The sequence below is a fragment of the Alkalihalophilus lindianensis genome, from assembly GCF_032843265.1.
Lineage (GTDB): Bacteria > Bacillota > Bacilli > Bacillales > Bacillaceae_D > Alkalihalophilus > Alkalihalophilus lindianensis.
In genome coordinates, this window is sequence record NZ_JAWJBA010000004.1 from 261783 (window position 1) to 285600 (window position 23818).

The following is a 23818-nucleotide window of genomic DNA, read 5'->3' on the forward strand; positions in this document are numbered from 1 at the left end:
ACATGACATACATAAGGACAAGCTATATACGTTTGTTCTGTTGGCATGTGTGACATACTGACAACTTAAGGAGGCGTTTTAACATGGCAGTAACAGCTAGCATGGTTAAAGAATTACGTGAAAAAACAGGCGCAGGTATGATGGATTGTAAGAAAGCTTTAACAGAAGTAGAGGGAGATATGGAAAAAGCTATTGATCTTCTTCGCGAGAAGGGTATTGCTAAAGCTGCAAAGAAAGCAGACCGTGTAGCAGCAGAAGGTCTTACTGTTGTTAAAGCACAAGGTAACAAAGCTGTAATCGTTGAAGTAAACTCTGAAACAGATTTCGTTGCGAAAAACGAAAACTTCCAAAAGCTTGTTCAAGATTTAGCTGAACACGTATTAACGCAAACTCCAGCTTCAGTTGAAGAAGCTATGGGTCAACCATTCAAAGGTGAAGGTGAAACGGTTCATGAATTCATCAACTCATCTATCGCTAAAATCGGAGAGAAAATTTCTCTACGTCGCTTTGAGCTAGTTGAAAAAACAGATGCTGACGTATTTGGTGAGTACCTACACATGGGAGGACGTATTGGTGTTCTTTCAGTAGTAGAAAACTCTACAGATGCTGAGCTTGCAAAAGATATCGCTATGCACGTAGCTGCAATCAACCCAACTTACGTATCTCGTGATGAAGTTGCACAAGAAGAAGTTGAGCGTGAGCGCGAAGTATTAAAGCAACAAGCATTAAACGAAGGTAAGCCAGAAAATATCGTTGAAAAAATGGTTGAAGGCCGCCTAAGCAAATATTTCGAGCAAGTATGTCTACTTGACCAACCTTTCGTTAAAGATGGCGATCAAAAAGTTGGAAAATACGTTAAAAACAAAGGTGCTTCTGTTAAGTCATTCATCCGTTATGAAGTTGGAGAAGGCATGGAGAAGCGTGAAGATAACTTCGCAGAAGAAGTTATGTCTCAAGTTAAAAAGTAATCAAGCTGAAGAGGGGCACAATGTGTCCCTTTTTTCAAGGTAACATCATTTGCGTGTTACCCTACTTAGAGGATCACTAGATTGAAAAGAAAAGTCTACACGTCTTGTGTTGATGGAGGTTGTCATGCAAAAATTTAACCGAGTGGTATTAAAGCTTAGTGGAGAAGCATTAGCTGGGGAATTAGGGTATGGGATTGATCCTGTAGTCATTCAATCGGTCGCTAAACAAGTAAAAGAAATCATCGAGTTAGATGTTGAAGTAGCCGTTGTTGTAGGTGGCGGAAACATTTGGCGTGGAATGGCTGGAAGTGCAAAAGGAATGGATCGTGCTACAGCTGATTACATGGGTATGCTTGCAACAGTCATGAATTCTTTAGCCCTTCAAGATAGCTTAGAGGACATTGGAGTAGAAACGCGTGTTCAAACTTCAATTGAGATGAGACAAGTTGCTGAACCATATATTCGCCGTAAAGCGATTCGTCATCTAGAAAAGAAGCGTGTAGTCATCTTTGCTGCAGGAACAGGTAACCCTTACTTCTCAACCGACACAACAGCTGCTCTTCGAGCTGCTGAGATTGAGGCAGAAGTCATTCTTATGGCGAAAAATAAAGTAGACGGTGTATACAGTGCAGATCCATCAGTAGATGAAAATGCAAAGAAATATTCAACCCTTTCGTTTATGGATGTCCTAAAAGAAGGTTTAGCAGTCATGGACACAACAGCGTCATCTTTATGCATGGATAACGATATTCCACTAGTTGTTTTCTCGATTATGGAAGAAGGAAATATTAAAAAAGCTGTTCTTGGTGAAAATATTGGAACGATTGTTAGGGGGAACTCTTAATGTCAACAGAAATTATTCAAGATGCAACAGAGCGTATGAAAAAAGCCATCGAATCATTAAACCGTGAGTTAGCTAAGCTACGTGCCGGTCGTGCCAACCCTGCTATCTTAGATCGTATCACTGTTGAGTATTATGGTGCAGAAACACCTTTAAATCAATTAGCAACGATCACAGTTCCAGAAGCACGTCTCTTAATGATCCAACCTTTTGATAAGACGTCAATGAATGATATTGAACGTGCGATTCAAAAAGCAGATTTAGGATTAACACCATCTAATGATGGGTCAGTTATTCGTATTGCGATTCCACCTCTAACAGAAGAGCGTCGTCGCGATCTTACGAAATTAGTTAAAAAATCAGGCGAAGAAGCGAAAGTAGCTGTTCGTAACGTTCGTCGTGATGCTAATGACGATTTAAAGAAATTGCAAAAAGACGGAGAAATGACTGAAGATGAATTACGCCGTTATACAGATGAAGTACAAAAGTTAACGGATAAGAATATTGCAGACATTGACGCTGTGGCTGAGAAGAAAGAAAAAGAAATCATGGAAGTCTAAGCAGTTTCAAGGTAAAATGTAAGATGTATGAGACCCTCTTATTTTATAGGGGGTTTTTTACACGTTCTTATTAGTACTGTTATGAGCTAGCTTACATTAGGATATGCTGATAAGAGCCTAACCTGCTTCAACTTAGATGGAGGGCATTAAAATGCTGGAGAAATTTTCAAAATGGAAGTCTAATCTTACACCAACAAAAACAGAATCTATAATCGACCTTGACCCGAATACAGTTCCAGCACATGTAGCAATTATTATGGATGGGAATGGACGATGGGCTAAGCAGAAAGGCTTACCTCGAATCGCTGGTCATCATGAAGGTATGAAAGTGGTTAATAAGATTGTCAGTAAAGCAAATGAACTAGGTGTAGAAGTCTTAACATTATACGCATTTTCAACAGAGAACTGGAAGCGACCTAAAACGGAAGTTGATTACTTAATGAAACTACCAGAGCGTTTTTTAGGTATGGAGCTACCTAAGTTAATGGAAGAAAATGTGAAGGTGCGTTTAATGGGAAGTCTTGACCATCTTCCTGAACATACCTTGAATGCTGTCACAAAAGCTGTTCATGAAACGAAGGATAATACAGGATTGGTTTTAAATTTTGCATTGAATTATGGTAGTCGTTTTGAGATGGTAGAAGCAATGAAAGAAATTGCCAAGCAAGTTGAAAAAGGTGAAATGTCTTCGGATGAAATAGATGCGGATGTTATTGGGTCGCATTTAATGACAGCTGAGCTGAAGGATCCTGACTTGTTGATTCGGACAAGTGGTGAAATTAGATTGAGTAATTTTATGCTTTGGCAATTAGCTTATAGTGAATTTTGGTTTACCGATGTGTTATGGCCTGATTTTAATGAAGAGCACTTTGTGGAAGCCATTACTGTTTATCAAAAAAGAGCAAGGCGTTTTGGAGGAGTTTAAAGGAGGCATATTTAAATGAAGCAAAGAATAATTACGGGCGTGATCGGTGCGATTGTATTTATTAGCATGGTCATTCTCGGAGGTTGGTTTTTTTCGATCTTCATTTCTATCGTCGCCTCTGTGGCAATGATTGAACTTTTAAAAATGAAAAAAATTGCACCTTTATCTCTTATGGGAATAGTAAGTCTAGGGTCCATGTGGCTTTTGCTAGTGCCTACCTCTTGGTTTGACCAAGTTATTCCCATCACATATACAAAGGTTGAGACGTTTATTTTTGTCATACTTGTATTACTTATGTTTACAGTTTTAACGAAAAACTCGTTTACATTTGACGAGGTTGGCTTTGTCATCTTATCATCAGTTTATGTAGGGTTTGGTTTTCACTTTTTGATTGTAACTCGTGATATTGCAGACGTAGGAATGTATTTAGTCTTTTTTGTTTTATTTTTAATTTGGACAACCGATTCTGGCGCCTATTTTGCGGGGAGAGCATTTGGGAAGCACAAACTATGGCCTGATATTAGTCCGAAAAAAACGATTGAAGGCTCTATCGGTGGAATCGTTGCTGCACTGATTGTTGGTTCCATCTTTTATATGATCGTTCCTATTTTCCCAAATTATATAACAGCACTATTCATTATGTTGATAGCATCTACTTTCGGCCAACTAGGAGATTTAGTTGAATCAGCATTAAAGAGACATTATGCCGTTAAGGACTCTGGAAATGTTCTTCCTGGTCATGGGGGGATTTTGGATCGTTTTGATAGCTTGATTTATGTGATGCCAATCTTGCATTTGCTACAACTCATATAGAGAGAGCCTATCCACATACATAATAAAAAGAATGGTGATATTTTAGATAGTAGGTGAGTATGTTGAAAAAGATTAGTTTATTAGGCGCAACTGGCTCGATTGGAACACAAACACTAGATGTAATTGAACACCATTCTGATCAATTTGTTCTAGAAGCTATGTCAGTGGGACGAAACATTGAACTGGCTCTTAAGCAAATTCACGCTTTCAAACCTTCTCTTGTATCTGTTACAGAAGAAGAGGATGCGATAAAACTTCGTAACGAAGTCCCAGTAGGAGTAAAAGTTGTTTCTGGTGAAGAGGGATTAATTGAAGTTGCAGCTCATACAGGTGCTGAAGTTTTAGTAAATGCTGTGATTGGGAGTGTAGGACTTGCTCCAACCCTTCAAGCGATTGAAGCAGGTAAAACCATTGCGATTGCAAACAAAGAGACTTTAGTAACTGCTGGACATATTGTCACTGAAGCTGCAAAGAAACATAATGTCTCTCTCTTACCGGTAGATAGCGAACATTCAGCTATCTTTCAAGCATTGAATGGAGAGAGCCTGGCTGAGGTAGATCGTTTGATTTTAACTGCATCTGGTGGGAGTTTTAGAGATCGTACAAGAGATGAGCTTCGTGATGTAACAGTTGATGAAGCACTCAATCATCCAAATTGGTCGATGGGAGCCAAGATTACGATTGATTCAGCCACGATGATGAACAAAGGACTCGAAGTGATTGAAGCGCATTGGCTATTTAATGTTCCTTATGATGATATCGATGTCGTTCTTCACAAAGAAAGTATTATCCATTCGATGGTAGAATTTGTCGATCGCAGTGTGATTGCTCAATTAGGGACTCCGGATATGAAGGTACCTATTCAGTATGCATTAACGTATCCCAATCGTTTGCCTGCTACAAATAGTGAGCGATTAAACCTCTGGGAAATAGGCTCATTGAATTTCTCTAAACTTGATTTTGAGAGATACCGGTGTATGGCGTTTGCCTATGAAGCTGGACGAATGGGTGGTACGTTGCCGACGGTATTAAATGCGGCAAATGAAGAGGCTGTTGCCGCATTTTTAGATGGGAAAATATCGTTTTTAGAAATAGAACATTTTATTGAACAAGCATTAGAGCGTCATGATAAAATTAACCAACCAACGCTTGAAGACATTAAAGAAGTAGATCGTGAGACGAGAATGTTTATCCACTCGTTACGTTAATAAAAAAAGTGGAGGTTAGTCATTTGAATACATTGGTCTCGTTTATAATTGTGTTTGGCCTACTTGTTTTTATTCATGAGTGGGGGCATTTATATTTTGCAAAGCGAGCAGGCATTTTATGTCGCGAGTTTGCGATAGGTTTTGGTCCTAAATTATTTTCATTTAAACGAAATGAAACAGTATATACGATCCGAATGTTACCTTTAGGTGGATTTGTTCGTATGGCTGGTGAAGACCCAGAGATGGTTGAAATAAAGCCAGGTTATGAAATCGGTTTAGTTTTCAATCAAAAGCAAGAAGTAACTCAAATTATTATTAACAATAAGTCTAAGCATCCAGAAGCGAAAGTCGTACAAGTTGAGAAAATTGACTTAGAACATGAATTGTATATTCAAGCTTATGATGATGAAGAATTGATGCGCTATAAAGTAAACGATAAAGCTGTGATGGTTAAAGACGAATTACCAACTCAAATCGCACCTTGGAATCGTCAATTTGGTTCAAAGACAGTCGGTCAACGTGCTCTAGCTATTTTTGCCGGTCCGATGATGAATTTTGTACTTGCCTTTGTTTTATTAGCCGCTTTAGCGCTTATGCAAGGGATTCCCGTCGATCGTGCTGAGATTGGCGAAATTATGGAAAATGGGGCAGCCGAAAATGCAGGATTACTAGAAGGTGACCAAGTCACTAGCATTGAGAATACCCCAGTTGATACGTGGGAAGAAATGACTTCCATTATTCAACAAAACCCGAATGAAGAGATCACCTTCTCGGTTGTGCGTAACGGTGCGCCTGAGTCAATTGCTGTTACACCTGCTGAGCGAGTTGGTCAAATGGGCGATGCAGAAGGGTTTATTGGAGTGACACAGCCCCGAGAATTTTCGGTGCTAGGTTCGCTAGCCTTTGGTGTAACACAAACGTATTTATTTATGACAATGATTTTTGAAGTGCTTGGTCTTTTAATTACAGGCCAGTTCTCACTTGATTATGTAGCAGGTCCTGTTGGGATTTATAATTATACAGGAGAAGCTGCAGCTTTAGGAATTTTCGTCTTAATGCAATGGGCTGCGGCTTTAAGCGTAAACTTAGGAATTATTAATCTTTTACCGATTCCAGCGATGGACGGAGGACGTCTTGTCTTTATCGGACTTGAAGGACTTCGAGGGAAGCCAATTGATCCTCAAAAAGAGGGAATGGTTCATTTAGTAGGTTTTGCTCTGTTGTTCTTACTAGTTATTTTCGTAACATGGAATGATATTAACCGTTTGTTTATGTAGACGGTTTTATTGGTAAATTGCATAGTTGATAGAAGAAAGGGTTTTGAAAATGAGACAACGTTCACTATTAGTACCAACATTACGTGATGTACCAGCAGATGCTGATATCGTTAGTCACCAACTAATGCTTCGTGCAGGAATGATTCGCCAAATTGCTGCAGGAGTGTATTCCTATTTACCACTAGCAAAACGAGTTCTTCATAAAGTGGAATCAATTGTACGTGAAGAAATGGATGAAGCAGGAGCTCAAGAATTAACTATGCCAACTATGCACCCAGCTGAATTATGGCAAGAGACTGGCAGATGGGATAAAATGGGTGGAGAATTGATGCGTCTTAAAGATCGTCATCAAAGGGACTTTGCTCTTGGGCCGACTCATGAGGAAGTCATTACAAGTATTCTTCGTGATAGCATTAATTCATATAAAAAGCTGCCTGTAAACCTTTATCAGATTCAAACAAAATTCCGTGATGAGCGCCGTCCGAGATTTGGTTTATTACGCGGCCGTGAATTTATCATGAAGGATGCCTATTCCTTTCATGCAACTCCAGAGAGCTTAGATGAAGCATATAAGGAAATGTATGATGCTTACTCACGTATCTTCACACGTGTTGGTTTAACGTTCCGTCCGGTTATTGCTGACTCAGGTGCGATTGGCGGGAAGGATACGCATGAGTTTATGGCACTTGCTGATGTCGGCGAAGACACGATTGCATACTCTGATGAGTCTGATTATGCAGCGAATATTGAAATGGCTGCTGTTAACGTTCAATACGAGAAACAAAATGTAGAACTAGTCGAATGTACTAAAGTTGACACTGGTTCTGCTAAAACAATTGAAGAAGTTTCGAATGCTCTTAACGTGGCAAAAGATCAAATTATCAAAACATTACTTGTAAAGATTGATGAAGATTGGACCCTTGTTTTACTTAGAGGTGACCACGAGTTAAATGATATTAAGTTAAAGCATGAACTATCAGTTACCTCCATCCGTTTCGCTGAAGCACATGAAGTTGAGGAAGTGTTATCTGCTCCAGTTGGGAACATTGGACCAGTTGGTGTAGAAGGCTTAAAAGTTATTGCTGATCATGCTGTTTCGGCGATCATAAATGGAATAAGTGGTGCTAATGAAGCAGATCAACATTTCACAGGTGTCAATGTTGATCGTGACTTCAAGGTTGACCAATATGCTGACTTGCGCTTCATCCAAGAAGGAGATGCCTCTCCGGACGGTAAAGGTACGATTCGTTTTGCTCAAGGCATTGAAGTTGGACAAGTTTTCAAATTAGGAACTGTCTATTCAGAGGCAATGAATGCGACTATCTTAGATGAAAATGGTAAGACTCAACCACTGATCATGGGATGTTATGGAGTGGGAGTATCTCGTACAGTGGCGGCAATTATTGAGCAGCATCATGATGAAAATGGAATTGTATGGCCTGTTTCCGTTGCTCCATATGATTTGCACCTATTAACGTTAAATAGTAAAAATGCAGAACAAAGTGAGCTATCTGAAGAGCTTTATACTCAATTAAAGCAAGCAGGATTTGATGTGTTATATGATGATCGTCCTGAACGTGCTGGTGTGAAGTTTAAAGATTCTGATTTAATCGGCTTGCCAATTCGAGTATCTGTAGGAAAACGTGCAGCTGAAGGTATGGTTGAAGTGAAAATCCGTAAAACGGGTGAGGTTATTGAAGTAGCTGTGGCTGACCTTATTGATACCATTCGCACGGAGCAAGAGAAACTTTCAAATTAATAGGTTTAATGATAGGTATCTCAATTAGAGGTACCTTCTCTTTTATGTGACTATATATTGTTTTAGAAGGAGGGAGAAAAAAGATGTCCCAAGACGAACAACTAAGAAAAGAGCGATTTCAACTACTCCTTTCGCAACTTCAATTTCCGGATGAAGTGATAAATGGCCCCTTTAAAGACGGTAAAATTCGCAAACTAACGATCATTAAAGAGAAACGGACATGGCATTTTCATATTGAATTACCAGTTCTAGTACCTGCTCATCTTTTTGAACTGTTTGATCAAAAACTGAAAGAAACATTTGCTCATATCGCAACAGTAGGGTTCACCTTTTATTATGATTCATGTACACCGAGTAAAGAGGACTGGCAAGGCTATTGGCCTTTAATCGTTACCCGACTTCATTCAGTGTCAGATGGGCTTCGCTCCTTATTGTCCAATCAAATTCCTAGGTTTGATGGGAAGAGATTAGAGATCGATGTCCGTAATGAAACAGAAGCAGTTGCGTTGAAGCGTAAATTACATGAACCTCTTAGAGAGAGTCTCGTTTCTTTAAGTCTTCCTACAATTCCATGTGAACCGATGATTAAAGAGTCTAAACAAGAATTCCAGAAATTTGTGGAGCAAAGAGAGCAAGAAGATCACTCTAAAGTTGTTGAAGCTATTTTAGAGAAAAAGAAGATGGAACAGAAGAGTGATGAGCTTGAAGGCCGTGATGTTGTTCTCGGGTATCCAATTAAAGATGATCCGGTTCCACTTGAAGGAATTGTTGATGAAGAGCGCCGTATTACGGTTCAAGGTTACGTGTTTGATGCGGAAACAAGAGAACTTAGAAGTGGGAGAACACTGTTAACGTTCAAAATCACAGATTATACCGATTCAATTATGGTTAAAATTTTCTCACGTGATAAAGAAGATGTTCCGATTTTACAAGCTGTTAAAAAAGGAATGTGGATGAAAGTGAGAGGTGGCGTTCAAAATGATACATTTGTGCGCGACTTAGTGATGATTGCGAATGATTTTAATCAAATAAAGCCAGCAGAACGAGCTGATCATGCAAACGAAGAAGAAAAGCGAATTGAGCTTCATTTGCATACTTCGATGAGTCAAATGGACGGGATGACCTCTGCCGGTAAATATGTTGAACAAGCAGCTAAGTGGGGTCACCCGGCAATTGCGATTACCGATCACGGCGTCGTTCAATCCTTTCCTGAAGCATATGGGGCAGGAAAAAAACACGGCATTAAGATCTTATATGGTGTAGAAGCAAATCTTGTTGATGACGGTGTGCCTATCGCTTATAACGAAGCTAATCGTGAATTAATGAATGAAGAGTATGTCGTGTTTGATGTGGAGACAACAGGTCTTTCAGCTGTTTACAATACGATTATTGAACTTGCAGCTGTTAAGATTAAAAATGGAGAAATTATCGACCGATTTGAATCATTTGCTGATCCACATGAACCGCTAACCAATACCATCATTGAGCTTACCGGCATCACAGATGACATGGTAAAAGGCCAACCGGAAATCGGAGATGTATTAAAAGATTTCCACGCATTTGTTGGGGATGCCACTCTTGTCGCACACAATGCAAGCTTCGATATGGGTTTCTTAAACGTGGGTTACCAAAAGATAGGGTTGGGTGATGCGACTAATCCTGTAATTGATACATTAGAATTAGGGCGCTTTTTATATCCTGAGCTCAAAAACCATCGTTTAAATACACTTTGTAAAAAGTTTGACATCGAGTTAGTCAGTCATCATAGAGCGATTTATGATGCGGAGGCTACGGGTTATCTACTGTGGAAAATGGTAAGGGATGCGAATGAACGTGAAGTCACGCATCACGATCAATTAAATGATCATATGGGCCAAGGAAACTTTACGAGACAGCGACCATCGCATTGTATTCTTTTAGCTCAAACTCAAGAAGGCTTGAAAAATCTCTATAAGCTCGTATCCATGTCTCATGTTGATTATTTCTTCCGCACGCCACGTATTCCACGATCACAATTGCAAAAGCATCGTAAAGGAATTTTGATCGGAACGGCTTGTGACAAAGGTGAAGTATTTGAAGGGATGATGCAAAAATCTCCAGAAGAAGTGGAGGAAATTGCAAAGTTCTATGACTATTTAGAGATCCAACCACTAGATAATTATATGCACTTAATTGAAAAAGAGTTAGTTAAAAATGATGAATCATTAATAGAAATTATCACGAACATTGTTGAATTAGGTGAGAAGCTAGATAAGCCGGTCGTAGCAACTGGAAATGCGCATTATTTAACAAAGGAAGATGCAATCTACCGTAAAATCTTAATTGCTTCTCAAGGTGGTGCGAATCCACTTAACAAGCAAACACTTCCGCCTGTTCATTTTAAAACGACTGATGAAATGATGGATGCGTTTCGTTTCTTAGGTGATGAGCGTGCAAAAGCAGTTGTGGTTGATAATACCCATAAAGTAGCTGATTTAATTGAAGAACTGCATCCGATTCCAGATCAATTATATACTCCTAAAATTGAAGGCGCAGATGATGAAATCCGTGAAATGAGTTATTCAATGGCTAGAAGTATTTATGGTGAGGAGCTACCGGAGATTGTTGAAGCTCGGATAGAAAAAGAATTGAAAAGTATTATTGGGCATGGTTTTGCGGTTATTTATTTGATCTCTCAAAAACTCGTTAAAAAATCACTAATTGATGGCTACTTAGTTGGATCGCGGGGTTCAGTAGGTTCTTCATTCGTCGCCACAATGACGGAAATTACAGAAGTGAATCCACTTCCACCACACTATGTGTGTCCAAATTGTCAGCACTCCTATTTTTTCAACGATGGTTCAGTAGGATCTGGCTTTGACCTTCCCGATAAAGACTGTCCTGAATGCGGTACAGCGTACGTGAAGGATGGACAAGATATACCATTTGAAACGTTCCTTGGCTTTAAAGGAGATAAAGTACCTGATATTGACTTAAACTTCTCTGGTGAATATCAACCGCGTGCTCACCATTACACGAAAGAGTTATTTGGTGAGGAATATGTGTATCGTGCAGGGACAATTGGTACAGTAGCTGAAAAGACGGCATATGGGTACGTCAAAGGTTATCAAGGAGATCATGACTTGCATATGCGCGGCGCAGAAATTGATCGTTTAGTATCAGGTTGTACAGGAGTAAAACGAACAAGCGGACAGCACCCCGGTGGGATCATCGTTGTACCAGATTACATGGACATTTATGATTTTACACCGATCCAGTTTCCTGCTGATGATAAGACGGCTGAATGGAAAACGACACACTTTGACTTCCATTCGATTCATGATAACTTATTGAAATTAGATATCTTAGGTCATGATGATCCAACCGTTATTCGAATGCTTCAAGATTTATCAGGGATCGACCCTAAGACGATTCCAACCGATGATACTGAAGTAATGAAGATCTTTAGTGGACCTGATGTACTTGGTGTGACCGAAGATCAAATCATGTGTAAAACAGGGACATTAGGCATCCCTGAATTTGGGACACGCTTCGTACGTCAAATGCTTGAAGAAACAAAACCAAGTACCTTCTCTGAATTAGTACAGATCTCTGGACTTTCACATGGTACAGATGTTTGGCTGAATAATGCTAACGAATTAATTTATAACGGCACATGCGAGTTAAAAGATGTTATTGGTTGTCGTGATGATATTATGGTTTATTTGATTTATAAGGGCTTAGAACCATCACTTGCCTTTAAGATCATGGAGTTTGTACGTAAAGGAAAAGGGCTTCAGCCAGAATGGGTTGAAGAAATGAAAAAACATGATGTACCTGATTGGTATATTGGCTCGTGTACGAAGATTAAATACATGTTCCCAAAAGCTCACGCCGCTGCATATGTGTTAATGGCTGTACGCATTGCTTACTTCAAGGTCCATCATCCAATCCTTTATTACGCTTCTTATTTTACCGTTCGAGCAGATGATTTTGATCTTGATACGATGATCAAAGGTTCAACAGCGATTAAAGCGAAAATCGAGGAGATTAATGCAAAAGGATTAGATGCCGCACCAAAAGAGAAGGCTGTACTAACGGTCCTTGAGTTAGCCCTTGAAATGTGTGAACGTGGCTTCTCCTTTAAGAAAGTGGATCTTTATGAATCAAGTGCTACCGAGTTTATCGTCGATGGAATGAGTTTATTACCACCATTTAATGCGATGACAGGGGTCGGAACAAATGCTGCGTTGAATATTGTGAAAGCGAGAAAAGATGTAGAATTCCTCTCGAAGGAAGATTTGCAGCAGAAAGCTCGCCTGACAAAAACCGTGTTAGAGCATCTAGATGAACATGGATGTCTAGAGGGTATGCCTGATTCAAATCAGCTCTCACTATTTTAGTGAAAGCCGGTAAAGCGTGCTCTGACGCCTTCTTAAGGGCGGTGGCAAGTTGCAAATAGCAAGAGAGTATGATATCCTTGTTATGGTAATACTTAGAATACGGAACCTAAAAAGAGTGGGGAAACCCACTCTTTCGTTTTCGTTTAGACCTATTTAATGTAAGGGTATGGATGGCATAATACGTCTTTTTATAGATGGAAAGAGATCAAGGAGGGTATTGATGAGTACGAAAGTAACTGACATCATAGCTGAGTTAGCGACACCTCTATTGGACGGGCTAAACTTAGAGCTAGTTGATGTTGAATTTAAAAAGGAAGGGCCTAATTGGTTTTTAAGAGTCTTTATCGATTCAGATACAGGTGTAGACCTTGAAGATTGCGGGAAAGTAAGTGAACAATTGAGTGAGAAACTTGATGAAGTGGATCCGATTCCTCAAGCTTACTTCCTTGAAGTCTCCTCACCTGGGGCTGAAAGACCGTTAAAGAAAGCTCGCGATATCGAAAAGGCCATTGGCAAGAATGTTTTCGTGACAACGTATGAGCCAGTTGATGGTGAGAAAGCATTTGAAGGAATGCTTCAAGAGTTTGATGGCGAAACGATTACGATTGAAGTCAAAATCAAAACACGTAAGAAATCTTATGAGATTCCGTACGATAAAGTAGCAAGTGCACGTTTAGCGATTATTTTTTAATTGAATATGAGCATATTTTTTTGTGGAAGTTGAAAGGGGGATGTTACGTTCATGAATAGTGAATTTATGGATGCGTTAACGACACTAGAGAAAGAAAAAGGTATTAGTAAAGATGTGATTATTGAGGCAATCGAGGCCGCTTTAATCTCAGGGTACAAGCGTAATTTTAGCCAAGCGCAAAATGTACGAGTTGATGTGAATCGCGATAATGGAAGCATTCGCGTATTTGCACGCAAGACGATTGTAGAAGAGGTATTTGATGCTCGCCTTGAAATTTCTCTAGAAGAAGCAAAAGGAATCAACCCGAACTATGAAGTGGATGATATTGTTGAAATTGAAGTAACACCTAAAGATTTCGGCCGTATCGCCGCTCAAACGGCTAAACAAGTCGTAACTCAGCGAGTACGTGAAGCAGAACGTGGAATTATCTACTCAGACTTCATTGATCGTGAAGAGGATATTATGACGGGGATTGTGCAACGTCAAGATCACCGCTTTATCTACGTTGATTTAGGTAAAGTAGAGGCACTATTACCGCTTAACGAGCAAATGCCAAACGAAACATATAAGCATAACGATCGCATTAAAGCGTTTATTACGAAAGTTGAGAAAACAACGAAAGGTCCTCAAATTTTAATTTCACGTACTCACCCAGGCCTGCTTAAGCGCCTTTTTGAATTAGAAGTTCCAGAGATTTATGATGGAACAGTAGAAATTAAATCAGTATCACGTGAAGCTGGTGATCGTTCTAAGATTGCTGTACACGCTGAAAATCCTGAGGTGGACCCTGTTGGTTCTTGTGTAGGACCTCGTGGCCAACGCGTTCAAACGATTGTTGATGAGCTAAAAGGTGAAAAAATTGATATTGTTCGCTGGTCAGAAGATCCTGTGGAGTATGTGGCAAATGCTCTTAGTCCATCAAAAGTTGTGAAAGTAAATGTAAACGAAGAAGACAAAATGACACAAGTTATTGTGCCTGATTACCAGTTATCGTTAGCAATCGGTAAACGTGGTCAAAATGCACGTTTAGCAGCGAAGTTAACAGGGTGGAAAATTGATATTAAAAGTGAGTCAGAAGCGAAGGAATTAGGTCTTTTAAATGATGAGGACCTTGCTCCTCTAGAAGAAACGTTTGTACCTGATGTAGAAGATCATAACGAAGAGTAAGAAGGAGACGGGGCCATGAAACAGCGTAAAGTTCCTCTCAGAAAGTGCATCATTACTCAAGAAATGAAGCCAAAGCACGAATTAGTGCGAATTGTCCGCACACCTGAAGGAGAAGTTGTATTAGATCTTACAGGTAAAAAGAACGGACGCGGTGCTTACATTAGCAATAGTGAAGAATGCTTTAAAGAAGCGAAAAAGAAAGATAGTCTATCAAGACATTTGCAAGTGAAACTTACCGAAGAGCAATATGATCAATTAGAAGCACAACGTCAGCGGGGGCAAAAGTAAATGAGCTACCAACAACCTAAATGGGTCTCTTTACTTGGTCTTGCTGCACGTGCTAGACAATTGGTCACTGGGGAAGAGCTCGTCATTAAAGATGTTCGTCATCAATCTGTACGGTTGGTACTTTTATCGAATGATGCAGCAGAACAGACAAAGAAAAAGATATTGGACAAATGTGGCTATTATTCCGTTCCTGTTCGAATTGTCAGCGATCGAGCTACACTTGGAGCTGCAATTGGTAAGGCAGAACGAGTGGTAGTTGGGATAAAAGATCCTGGGTTCGCAAAGAAGATGACCTCATTATTGGACCAATAAATGTGGAGGTACGTATATGAGCAAAATGAGAATATATGAATACGCAAAAGAGAAAAACGTTCCGAGTAAAGATGTCATTGAGAAATTAAAAACAATGGATGTATCGGTATCGAACCATATGTCTTACATTGATGATTCGGTTATTGCTAAGTTAGAAGGAAAACCAGCTCCTAAGCAAAATGAAGTGAAAAAAGACAAGCCGAATAATACGGCTCAAAAGCAACAAGGGAAGGCTACTAATCATATGAATAATAACAACAACAATAACAATAACAAGAGAAAAGGCAATAAGCCGAATTTCCAACAAAATCGTGGGAAGCAACAAAATAAACGTAATGAAAAACCTCGTCAAGAGCCGCCTAAGCCAAAGCCGCTTCCAGAGAAAATTACATTTATTGAATCATTAACAGTTGCTGAACTAGCGAAAAAGCTTCATAAAGAACCTTCTGAACTGATCAAAAAGCTTATGGCTCTTGGTGTAATGGCTACTATTAACCAAGAACTTGATAAAGATACTATTGAGCTTATTGCAACTGATTATGGTGTGGAAGTAGAAGAAGAAATTGTTGTTGATAAAATCGACCTTGATAGTTATGTAGAGGAAGAAAAAGAGGAAGACTTAAGAGAACGTCCTCCTGTTGTTACAATTATGGGTCACGTTGACCATGGTAAAACAACATTGCTTGATTCAATCCGTAATACGAAAGTGACAGCTGGAGAAGCTGGCGGAATTACACAACATATTGGTGCATATCAAATCGAAACGAATGGAAAACCTATTACGTTCCTTGATACACCTGGTCACGCAGCCTTTACAACGATGCGTGCACGTGGAGCTCAAGTGACGGATATTACAATCCTAGTTGTGGCAGCAGATGACGGTGTTATGCCTCAAACAAAAGAAGCGATTAGCCATGCAAAAGCTGCTGGAGTACCAATCATTGTGGCAGTGAATAAAATGGATAAAGAAGCTGCTAACCCAGACCGTGTTATGCAAGAGTTAACCGAGTACGAACTTGTCCCTGAAGCTTGGGGTGGAGACACAATCTTTGTTAATGTTTCAGCATTAAATGGCCAGGGTATTGATGAATTATTAGAAATGATTCTTCTTGTTTCTGAAGTAGCTGAATTAAAAGCAAATCCTGATCGTATGGCTCGTGGTACAGTTGTAGAAGCTGAGCTTGATAAAGGACGCGGTGCTGTAGCGACACTACTAGTACAGAATGGGACATTGAAAATTGGTGATCCAATTGTTGTAGGGCACGCATTCGGTCGTGTTCGTGCAATGGTCAATGATCTTGGTCGTCGTGTGAAAGAAGTAGGTCCTTCAGCTCCAGTAGAGATTACTGGTCTAAATGAAGTGCCTCAAGCTGGGGATCAGTTCCAAGTATTCGCAGATGAGAAAACAGCTCGTCATATCGGTGAAGCTCGTACGAGTCGCCAACGTGAAGAGAACCGTGCTGATAGTTCTAGAGTAAGTCTTGATGATTTATTTAATCAAATTCAGCAAGGGGAAGTAAAAGATATCAACATCATCATTAAAGCTGATGTTCAAGGTGCAGTTGAAGCAATGAGAGGCTCTCTTGAGAAAATCGATGTTGCAGGCGTAAAAGTTAACATCATCCATACCGGAGTAGGGGCGATCACAGAATCGGATATCATTCTTGCTTCAGCTTCAAATGCTATTGTTATTGGATTTAACGTTCGTCCTGATAATGGAGCAAAACGTACTGCTGAAGTTGAAAAAGTAGATATTCGCTTACATCGTGTTATTTATAACGCGATTGATGAGATTGAATCGGCTATGAAAGGGATGCTTGATCCTGAATTTGAAGAAAAAGTGATTGGTCAAGTTGAGATCCGTACGACGTTTAAAGTATCTAAAGTTGGTACAATTGCCGGTGCTTATGTAACGGAAGGGAAAGTCTCAAGAGACTCTACTGTTCGTTTAATCCGTGATGGTATTGTTATTTATGAAGGTGCTATTAACGCATTGAAACGTTTCAAAGATGATGCAAAAGAAGTTGCTGCAGGTTATGAATGTGGTATTACTCTTGAAAAGTTTAATGACATCAAAGAAGGCGATGTTATTGAAGCGTATGTGATGGAGGAAATTGAACGTAAATGATCATCGGTTCGGTCCGTTGTGAGCTTCTAATTTATGATGCCCATTCACTTAAAGAGAAGCGTTCTGTTCTAAAAAGCCTAGTAACAAGGCTGAAGCAACGTTTTAATCTAGCAGTAGCAGAAACAAACTTTCAAGATGTGTGGCAACGCGCCGAGCTTACGATTGTCACTGTATCAAACGAGAGAGTCATCTGTGAGAGGGAACTCGAGCGTGCGATCAAGTTTATTGATACAGAGTCAGAAGCTGAACGGACGGTCACAACATATGAGTGGTTATAATCGTATAAACAGAGGTGAACAACTATGAGTAACGTTCGAGCAAATCGTGTTGGCGAACAAATGAAAAAAGAGTTAAGTGATATTATTATGCGAGAATTGAAAGATCCTCGTATTAGCTTTGTCACGATTACTGGTGTAGATGTAACGGGTGATCTGCAGCAAGCAACTGTGTTTATTACTGTTCTTGGCAGTGATGAACAAAAGGAAGCTACTCTAAGTGGACTTTCAAAAGCGAAAGGTTTTATCCGTTCAGAGATTGGTAAACGAATTCGTTTACGTAAAACACCTGAATTAACCTTTGAATTTGATGAATCGATTGAGTATGGTAATCGTATTGAAACATTATTAAAAGATTTAAATAAATAGTGTTCAGCGTTTATGAATAATGCTTGTAAGAGGATAGGGAGCACTTGCTTTCTATCCTTTTTCAGCACGTATAAAGGAAATGCTGAATGAATTAGAGGTGTCTGTATGAAACAGCTTGAAGGTATTTTGCCACTCTTAAAGCCAGCTGGTATGACATCACATGATTGTGTGATAAAGATCCGGCGTTTATTCCAAACGAAAAAGGTAGGTCATACTGGTACATTAGATCCAGATGTCGTGGGTGTGTTACCGATCTGTATTGGACGTGCCACAAAAGTTGCTCAATATATGTCTGATTACACAAAAACATATATTGGCGAAGCGACGATAGGGTATTCAACTACCACCGAAGATAAAAGCGGAGAGATTGTCGAGCGTATGGAAGTAAACAATCCGTGGTCTAAAGACGAAATCCTCGCGTTATTGTCTTCTTTTAAAGGGGAAATCACGCAAGTTCCACCTATGTATTCGGCTGTTAAAGTAAATGGCAAAAAGTTATATGAGTATGCCCGGAAAAATCAAACGGTAGAACGACCTAAAAGACAAGTGACCATCTTTGAACTTGATTTAATCGGTGATGTAACATATAACGAGGGTATGAAGACCTTTTCTTTTCCATTTAAAGTTATATGTAGCAAAGGGACATACGTTCGCACGCTTGCCGTTGACCTGGGTAAAACGTTAGGTTTTCCAGCTCATATGTCTGCCTTGAAACGAACAGCGTCAGGCCCTTACACAACTGAAATGTGTACGACGTTAGAAGAATTAGAGGCGTTAGAGTCAATTGATGCAAGAGTGGATAAGTTGCGGCCTCTGGATGAAGCGGTTCAGCACCTACCGAAACTAATCGTTGACCACACGGTCGAGCAACTCATAAAATATGGTTCGGTCTTACCTGAAGAAAAAGGATTAGATGAATTGCGCTTTACCGTTTATAATGAACAAGGGGAATGCTTAGCGATTTATCAAAAGCACCCGACAAAACCTGGTCTTATTAAACCAGAAAAAATGATCTGGACTACGAGTTAGCCCATATAAGTTAAGCAGAAAAAGGGGAATCTTGATGGATACGATTTATTTGCATCACCCAATTGAAGCGAATACACTGAAAAAACGCCCGACTGTACTTGCGCTTGGTTATTTTGATGGGGTTCATATCGGCCATCAAAAGGTAATAAAAACAGCTTGTATAGAAGCAGGTAAGCGTGGATTAGAAGTAGCGGTTATGACATTTCATCCACACCCTAAAGAAGTATTGCGAAAGCAAACAGAGCCTATGCGCTATTTAACCCCACTCCCTTTGAAAGAAAAGAAGATAGAAGCATTAGGAGTGGATACATTATATGTCATTACATTTACCAAGGAATTTGCTTCGTTAACACCACAGCAATTTGTAGATGACTACATGATTGCTCTTGATGTGAAACATGTGGTAGCTGGATTTGATTTTACATATGGTTCGCTTGGAAAAGGGACGATGGAAACACTTACCTTCCATTCGAGAAATAAATTTGATCAAACAACGGTGAAAAAAGTAGAACAAGACGATGTGAAAATCAGCTCTACGAAAATAAGAGAGCTATTGGATGAAGGAAAAGTAGATGAGATCTCTTCTTATTTAGGAGAACCTTATCAGATTTATGGTACTGTAATTGACGGTGACAAACGAGGACGAACGATCGGCTTTCCAACAGCAAATGTCGAACCGACGGATCACGTTAAAATCCCTAAAACAGGCGTATATGCCGTAAGCTTTTTCGTTAATGGCAAGGAGTATAATGGCGTTTGCAATGTGGGGTATAAGCCTACTTTCCATTCAGGTGCCACCGCTCCTTCCATTGAAGTAAATATTTTTGATTTCGATGAATCAATCTATGGCAGTAATGTTGCTGTTTCTTTTCTGAGAAGAATTCGTGCCGAGAAGAAGTTTAATCAGGTGGATGAACTGATCACACAAATTCAAAAAGACAAAGAAGAAGCAATTGAATATTTTGGTGAAAAAAGCATCTAAGTTTCTTGCATTATGTGTCTTAACGTTGTATAGTAATGGTTGTACTTCAAGTACACATCCGTTTCTTGGCAGGACGATTCACCGACGCTTGCTAGGGAATAGGAGATAATTTAAAGGGAGGTGAACAGGATGGCATTAACACAAGAGCGCAAGAACGAGCTAATTGCTGAGTTCAAAACTCATGATACTGACACTGGTTCTCCAGAGGTTCAAGTAGCTATCCTTACTGAGCAAATCAACACATTAAACGGGCACTTACGTACTCACAAGAAAGATCACCATTCACGTCGTGGTCTTCTAAAAATGGTAGGTCAACGTCGTAACTTGTTAACGTACTTACGTAATAACGATGTTACTCGTTACCGTAACCTTGTTGACAAGCTTGGCTTACGTCGATAAGCATGATGAAAGCGGGAGATTTCCCGCTTTTTTCTTCATCTAAAAGCGATGGAAATCTCTCCCTACATCTCATGTTTAAGCTATTATACATAAACAGAGGCGCTAAAAAAGAGGATCTTGATTGACTATTTTATTTTTCACATAAATCGGTAATAATAAGAAAAGATTGAATAATTTTAGTGTACGAGAGGAGTACGCATATGGAACAAGAAAGACAAGTTTTTTCGATGGATTGGGCTGGCCGCGAACTTACGGTAGAAACAGGTCAATTTGCAAAGCAAGCAAACGGAGCAGTACTCGTTCGATATGGCGATACAGCTGTATTATCTACGGTTACAGCATCAAAAGAACCTAAGAATTTAAGCTTCTTCCCACTTACAGTTAACTACGAAGAGCGTTTATACGCAGCTGGTAAGATCCCAGGTGGTTTTATTAAGCGTGAAGGTCGTCCGAGTGAAAAGGCAATCTTAGCGAGCCGTCTCATTGATAGACCAATCCGCCCACTATTCCCCGATGGATTCCGTAATGAAGTTCAAGTCATTAGCATCGTGATGAGTGTTGATCAAGACTGTTCATCTGAAATGGCAGCAATGATCGGTTCATCTATTGCACTTTCGATCTCAGATATTCCTTTTGATGGTCCCATTGCAGGTGTAACGGTAGGGCGTAATAATGGCGATTTGATTATTAACCCTACAACTGAACAACTAGATAATAGTGATATTAACTTAGTTGTTGCAGGTACAAAAGATGCAATCAACATGGTTGAAGCAGGTGCGGATGAAGTACCTGAGGAAACGATGCTTGAGGCGATCATGTACGGTCATGATGAAATCAAACGCTTAGTAGAGTTCCAAGAGGAGATCGCTAAGGCAGTAGGTAAAGAAAAGAAAGAAATTAAACTAAAGCAGGTTGATGCAGACCTTGAAGCTAAAGTTCGTCAATTAGCTGAATCTGATTTGAAAAAAGCTGTTCAAGTTCAAGAAAAGCATGAGCGTCAAGAAGCAATTGATGCAGTCATGAAGCCAATCCTTGAACGTTTCGAAGAAGAAGATGCTGATTTAGTCGGAGACGTTAAAGAAGTTCTTCAAAAAGTAGTAAAAGAAGAAGTTCGCAGATTAATTACTGTGGAAAAAGTACGTCCTGATGGTCGTGGAGTAGATGAAATTCGTCCACTAGCATCACAAGTCGATATGTTACCGCGTACGCACGGTTCTGGATTATTCACACGTGGACAAACTCAAGCTCTTAGTATTTGTACGTTAGGTGCTCTAGGAGATGTTCAAATCCTTGATGGCCTAGGTATTGAAGAATCAAAACGTTTCATGCATCACTATAACTTCCCTCAATTTAGTGTCGGTGAAACAGGCCCAATTCGTGGTCCAGGTCGTCGTGAAATTGGACATGGTGCTTTAGGTGAACGTGCGCTTGAGCCAATTATTCCAAATGAAAATGACTTCCCATACACGATCCGTCTTGTATCTGAGGTACTTGAATCAAATGGTTCAACTTCTCAAGCTAGTATTTGTGCAAGTACACTTGCGATGATGGATGCTGGGGTACCAATTAAAGCTCCGGTAGCTGGTATTGCGATGGGACTTGTAAAACACGAAGAACATCTTACCGTTTTAACAGATATTCAAGGCATGGAAGATGCATTAGGTGATATGGACTTTAAAGTAGCGGGTACAAAAGAAGGCGTAACCGCTCTTCAAATGGATATTAAGATCTCTGGTATTAATCGTGATGTACTTGAGCAAGCTCTTGAGCAAGCTAAACGAGGACGTATGGTGATTTTAGATAATATGTTATCTGCAATTGCTAAATCACGCACAGAGTTATCTCAGTATGCACCTAAGATCATGACAATGCATGTTAACCCGGATAAGATCCGCGATGTTATTGGACCAAGTGGTAAAATGATTAACAAGATTATCGAAGAGACTGGAGTTAAAATTGACATCGAACAAGATGGTACAGTTTACATCTCTTCAGTAGATAGCAAAATGAACGAACAAGCTCGTAAGATCATTGAAGATATTGTTCGTGAAGTAGAAGTAGGCCAAACGTATCTTGGTAAAGTGAAGAGAATCGAGAAGTTTGGTGCGTTTGTTGAATTGTTTAAAGGTAAGGACGGTCTTGTTCATATTTCTCAATTAGCTGAAGAACGAATCAACAAAGTTGAGGATGTTGTTAAACTTGGTGATGAACTATTAGTTCGTGTAACTGAAGTTGATAACCAAGGTCGAGTGAATTTATCTCGTAAAGTTCTTCTTAAAGAAGAAAAAGAAAAACAAGAACAAGCTGGTAAATAACAAGAAGGAGACAAGGAATTTCTTGTCTCTTTTTTTTACTATGTTTACTTCTTATATGAGCAGGAGTTGACTAACTCTGTTCTACCTCGTCCTTCTTTTGCATAGGATGCCATTAGAAGGAAGGAGGATTGATGAGGATGAAGAAACATGCATCCGTTTTATTTGTATGCTGCTGTTTATTGGTGATCTCATTTGGAGCTGTACAAAATCCGTTCTCATTGCAATACATAAATGAATTGAAACAAGAGTCTCAAATGGTCATGAAGGAACAAGATCCATTACATGAAGAGATTCTCGCAAAAAAAGAAGGCTATGAACAAGCAGCCATTGATGCTAGAATTGATCCAGTCTGGAAGGCAGTACCGGGCTACAATGGGTTAATGGTTGACGTGAATGCTTCCTATGATAAGATGAAGAAGTTGGGCTCATTTGAGGAACAACGATTGGTATTTGAGGAAATAAAACCTACTATTCACTTAGAGGATTTGCCACCATCGCCGATCTATAAAGGCAATGAAAAAAAGCCAATGGTCAGTTTACTCGTTAATGTGGCTTGGGGAAATGAATATATTCCTGATATGTTAAAAGTAATGAAAGAACACGGAGTAAAGTCTACCTTTTTTTTAGATGGTTCATGGGTGAAAAGTAATCCAACAATGGCAACGATGATTTTAGAACAAGGTCATGAAATAGGGAACCATGCTTATTCTCACCCTGATATGAAATCATTAACTTTGGAAAGAATGAATGAAGAACTCAAAAAAACGAATGATGTCATACTTGCAACGCTAGATGTTACACCAAAATGGTTTGCCCCTCCTAGTGGAAGTTATTCACAAACAGTTATAGATCAAGCTTCCGTACATGGAATGATGACAATCTTATGGTCTGTAGATACCGTTGACTGGAAACGTCCACAACCAGAGGAAATGGTGAATCGTGTTTTAAGCAAAGTTCATCCGGGTGCAATGGTATTGATGCATCCAACAGAACCAACAGCTATCGGCCTTGAGGACATGATTAAAGGTATAAAAGCTAAAGGACTAGAACTCGGAACGGTATCAGAATTAATGTCTGAATCAAGAGTTCATCATAATGGTGTAACCCTGGATGACTGAATATAGGGGGAT

At 39.6% G+C, this 23818-nt stretch carries 21 protein-coding genes; all 21 read left to right on the forward strand.

Annotated elements, in window-relative coordinates; all coding sequences use genetic code 11:
* Positions 1-83 precede the first annotated feature (83 nt).
* The 21 genes from tsf (at position 84) to RYX56_RS14010 (ending at position 23806) form a co-directional block, all read left to right on the forward strand.
* Positions 84-968 (forward strand): translation elongation factor Ts, encoded by an 885-nt coding sequence (gene tsf / locus RYX56_RS13910; protein WP_317122639.1) that lies wholly within the window; start codon positions 84-86, stop codon positions 966-968.
* A 124-nt stretch (positions 969-1092) separates the two neighbouring features.
* Entirely contained in the window at positions 1093-1812 is a 720-nt protein-coding gene (pyrH, locus tag RYX56_RS13915; protein ID WP_317122640.1) for a UMP kinase, read from the forward strand.
* The gene (frr, locus tag RYX56_RS13920) at positions 1812-2369 is read left to right on the forward strand and encodes a ribosome recycling factor (protein ID WP_317122641.1); all 558 of its coding nucleotides are present in this window, start codon (positions 1812-1814) and stop codon (positions 2367-2369) included. The genes pyrH and frr overlap by 1 nt, the downstream gene beginning before the upstream one ends.
* Positions 2370-2520: 151 nt before the next feature.
* A complete protein-coding gene (uppS, locus tag RYX56_RS13925; RefSeq protein ID WP_317122642.1) occupies positions 2521-3294 on the forward strand; it encodes an undecaprenyl pyrophosphate synthase in 774 nt (257 codons plus the stop codon).
* 15 nt (positions 3295-3309) lie between these two features.
* A complete protein-coding gene (locus RYX56_RS13930; protein WP_317122643.1) occupies positions 3310-4107 on the forward strand; it encodes a phosphatidate cytidylyltransferase in 798 nt (265 codons plus the stop codon).
* Positions 4108-4169: 62 nt separating this feature from the next.
* Complete coding sequence (gene dxr, locus RYX56_RS13935; RefSeq protein WP_317122844.1) at positions 4170-5315, forward strand: 1-deoxy-D-xylulose-5-phosphate reductoisomerase; 1146 nt, start codon at positions 4170-4172, stop codon at positions 5313-5315.
* Positions 5316-5338: 23 nt separating this feature from the next.
* Positions 5339-6592, forward strand: coding sequence for an RIP metalloprotease RseP (gene rseP / locus RYX56_RS13940; RefSeq protein ID WP_317122644.1), 1254 nt, complete (start codon positions 5339-5341; stop codon positions 6590-6592).
* Positions 6593-6641: 49 nt separating this feature from the next.
* On the forward strand, positions 6642-8351 hold the full coding sequence (locus RYX56_RS13945) for a proline--tRNA ligase (RefSeq protein WP_317122645.1): 1710 nt from the start codon (positions 6642-6644) through the stop codon (positions 8349-8351).
* An 83-nt stretch (positions 8352-8434) separates the two neighbouring features.
* Positions 8435-12733, forward strand: a complete 4299-nt coding sequence (locus tag RYX56_RS13950) for a PolC-type DNA polymerase III (protein ID WP_317122646.1) — start codon at positions 8435-8437, stop codon at positions 12731-12733.
* A gap of 220 nt (positions 12734-12953) precedes the next feature.
* Positions 12954-13424, forward strand: a complete 471-nt coding sequence (gene rimP / locus RYX56_RS13955) for a ribosome maturation factor RimP (protein ID WP_317122647.1) — start codon at positions 12954-12956, stop codon at positions 13422-13424.
* 51 nt (positions 13425-13475) lie between these two features.
* A complete protein-coding gene (gene nusA, locus RYX56_RS13960; protein ID WP_317122648.1) occupies positions 13476-14591 on the forward strand; it encodes a transcription termination factor NusA in 1116 nt (371 codons plus the stop codon).
* 15 nt (positions 14592-14606) lie between these two features.
* Entirely contained in the window at positions 14607-14879 is a 273-nt protein-coding gene (rnpM, locus tag RYX56_RS13965; RefSeq protein ID WP_317122649.1) for an RNase P modulator RnpM, read from the forward strand.
* Positions 14880-15191, forward strand: coding sequence for a YlxQ family RNA-binding protein (locus RYX56_RS13970; protein WP_317122650.1), 312 nt, complete (start codon positions 14880-14882; stop codon positions 15189-15191).
* Between the two features lie 16 nt (positions 15192-15207).
* Positions 15208-17319, forward strand: coding sequence for a translation initiation factor IF-2 (gene infB, locus RYX56_RS13975; protein WP_317122651.1), 2112 nt, complete (start codon positions 15208-15210; stop codon positions 17317-17319).
* Entirely contained in the window at positions 17316-17597 is a 282-nt protein-coding gene (locus RYX56_RS13980; RefSeq protein ID WP_317122652.1) for a DUF503 domain-containing protein, read from the forward strand. Before infB ends, RYX56_RS13980 begins: the two co-directional genes overlap by 4 nt.
* A gap of 24 nt (positions 17598-17621) precedes the next feature.
* Positions 17622-17963, forward strand: coding sequence for a 30S ribosome-binding factor RbfA (rbfA, locus tag RYX56_RS13985; RefSeq protein ID WP_317122653.1), 342 nt, complete (start codon positions 17622-17624; stop codon positions 17961-17963).
* Between the two features lie 105 nt (positions 17964-18068).
* Positions 18069-18992 (forward strand): tRNA pseudouridine(55) synthase TruB, encoded by a 924-nt coding sequence (gene truB, locus RYX56_RS13990; protein WP_317122654.1) that lies wholly within the window; start codon positions 18069-18071, stop codon positions 18990-18992.
* A 34-nt stretch (positions 18993-19026) separates the two neighbouring features.
* Positions 19027-19974 carry a bifunctional riboflavin kinase/FAD synthetase gene (gene ribF / locus RYX56_RS13995; RefSeq protein ID WP_317122655.1) on the forward strand — a complete coding sequence of 316 codons (948 nt, stop codon included), beginning with the start codon at positions 19027-19029 and terminating at the stop codon, positions 19972-19974.
* 129 nt (positions 19975-20103) lie between these two features.
* Complete coding sequence (gene rpsO, locus RYX56_RS14000) at positions 20104-20373, forward strand: 30S ribosomal protein S15 (RefSeq protein ID WP_317122656.1); 270 nt, start codon at positions 20104-20106, stop codon at positions 20371-20373.
* 200 nt (positions 20374-20573) lie between these two features.
* Positions 20574-22688 (forward strand): polyribonucleotide nucleotidyltransferase, encoded by a 2115-nt coding sequence (gene pnp / locus RYX56_RS14005; RefSeq protein WP_317122657.1) that lies wholly within the window; start codon positions 20574-20576, stop codon positions 22686-22688.
* A gap of 137 nt (positions 22689-22825) precedes the next feature.
* A complete protein-coding gene (locus tag RYX56_RS14010; RefSeq protein WP_317122658.1) occupies positions 22826-23806 on the forward strand; it encodes a polysaccharide deacetylase family protein in 981 nt (326 codons plus the stop codon).
* Positions 23807-23818: the final 12 nt, after the last annotated feature.

Coding starts and splice junctions, on each gene's coding strand:
- frr (WP_317122641.1), top strand. CDS start 1,812: ATGTCAACAGAAATTATTCAAGATGCAACAGAGCGTATGAAAAAAGCC.
- RYX56_RS13930 (WP_317122643.1), top strand. CDS start 3,310: ATGAAGCAAAGAATAATTACGGGCGTGATCGGTGCGATTGTATTTATT.
- pnp (WP_317122657.1), top strand. CDS start 20,574: ATGGAACAAGAAAGACAAGTTTTTTCGATGGATTGGGCTGGCCGCGAA.
- rpsO (WP_317122656.1), top strand. CDS start 20,104: ATGGCATTAACACAAGAGCGCAAGAACGAGCTAATTGCTGAGTTCAAA.
- rnpM (WP_317122649.1), top strand. CDS start 14,607: ATGAAACAGCGTAAAGTTCCTCTCAGAAAGTGCATCATTACTCAAGAA.
- ribF (WP_317122655.1), top strand. CDS start 19,027: ATGGATACGATTTATTTGCATCACCCAATTGAAGCGAATACACTGAAA.
- rimP (WP_317122647.1), top strand. CDS start 12,954: ATGAGTACGAAAGTAACTGACATCATAGCTGAGTTAGCGACACCTCTA.
- pyrH (WP_317122640.1), top strand. CDS start 1,093: ATGCAAAAATTTAACCGAGTGGTATTAAAGCTTAGTGGAGAAGCATTA.
- uppS (WP_317122642.1), top strand. CDS start 2,521: ATGCTGGAGAAATTTTCAAAATGGAAGTCTAATCTTACACCAACAAAA.
- RYX56_RS13945 (WP_317122645.1), top strand. CDS start 6,642: ATGAGACAACGTTCACTATTAGTACCAACATTACGTGATGTACCAGCA.
- truB (WP_317122654.1), top strand. CDS start 18,069: ATGAAACAGCTTGAAGGTATTTTGCCACTCTTAAAGCCAGCTGGTATG.
- tsf (WP_317122639.1), top strand. CDS start 84: ATGGCAGTAACAGCTAGCATGGTTAAAGAATTACGTGAAAAAACAGGC.
- RYX56_RS13980 (WP_317122652.1), top strand. CDS start 17,316: ATGATCATCGGTTCGGTCCGTTGTGAGCTTCTAATTTATGATGCCCAT.
- rbfA (WP_317122653.1), top strand. CDS start 17,622: ATGAGTAACGTTCGAGCAAATCGTGTTGGCGAACAAATGAAAAAAGAG.
- nusA (WP_317122648.1), top strand. CDS start 13,476: ATGAATAGTGAATTTATGGATGCGTTAACGACACTAGAGAAAGAAAAA.
- RYX56_RS13950 (WP_317122646.1), top strand. CDS start 8,435: ATGTCCCAAGACGAACAACTAAGAAAAGAGCGATTTCAACTACTCCTT.
- RYX56_RS14010 (WP_317122658.1), top strand. CDS start 22,826: ATGAAGAAACATGCATCCGTTTTATTTGTATGCTGCTGTTTATTGGTG.
- RYX56_RS13970 (WP_317122650.1), top strand. CDS start 14,880: ATGAGCTACCAACAACCTAAATGGGTCTCTTTACTTGGTCTTGCTGCA.
- infB (WP_317122651.1), top strand. CDS start 15,208: ATGAGCAAAATGAGAATATATGAATACGCAAAAGAGAAAAACGTTCCG.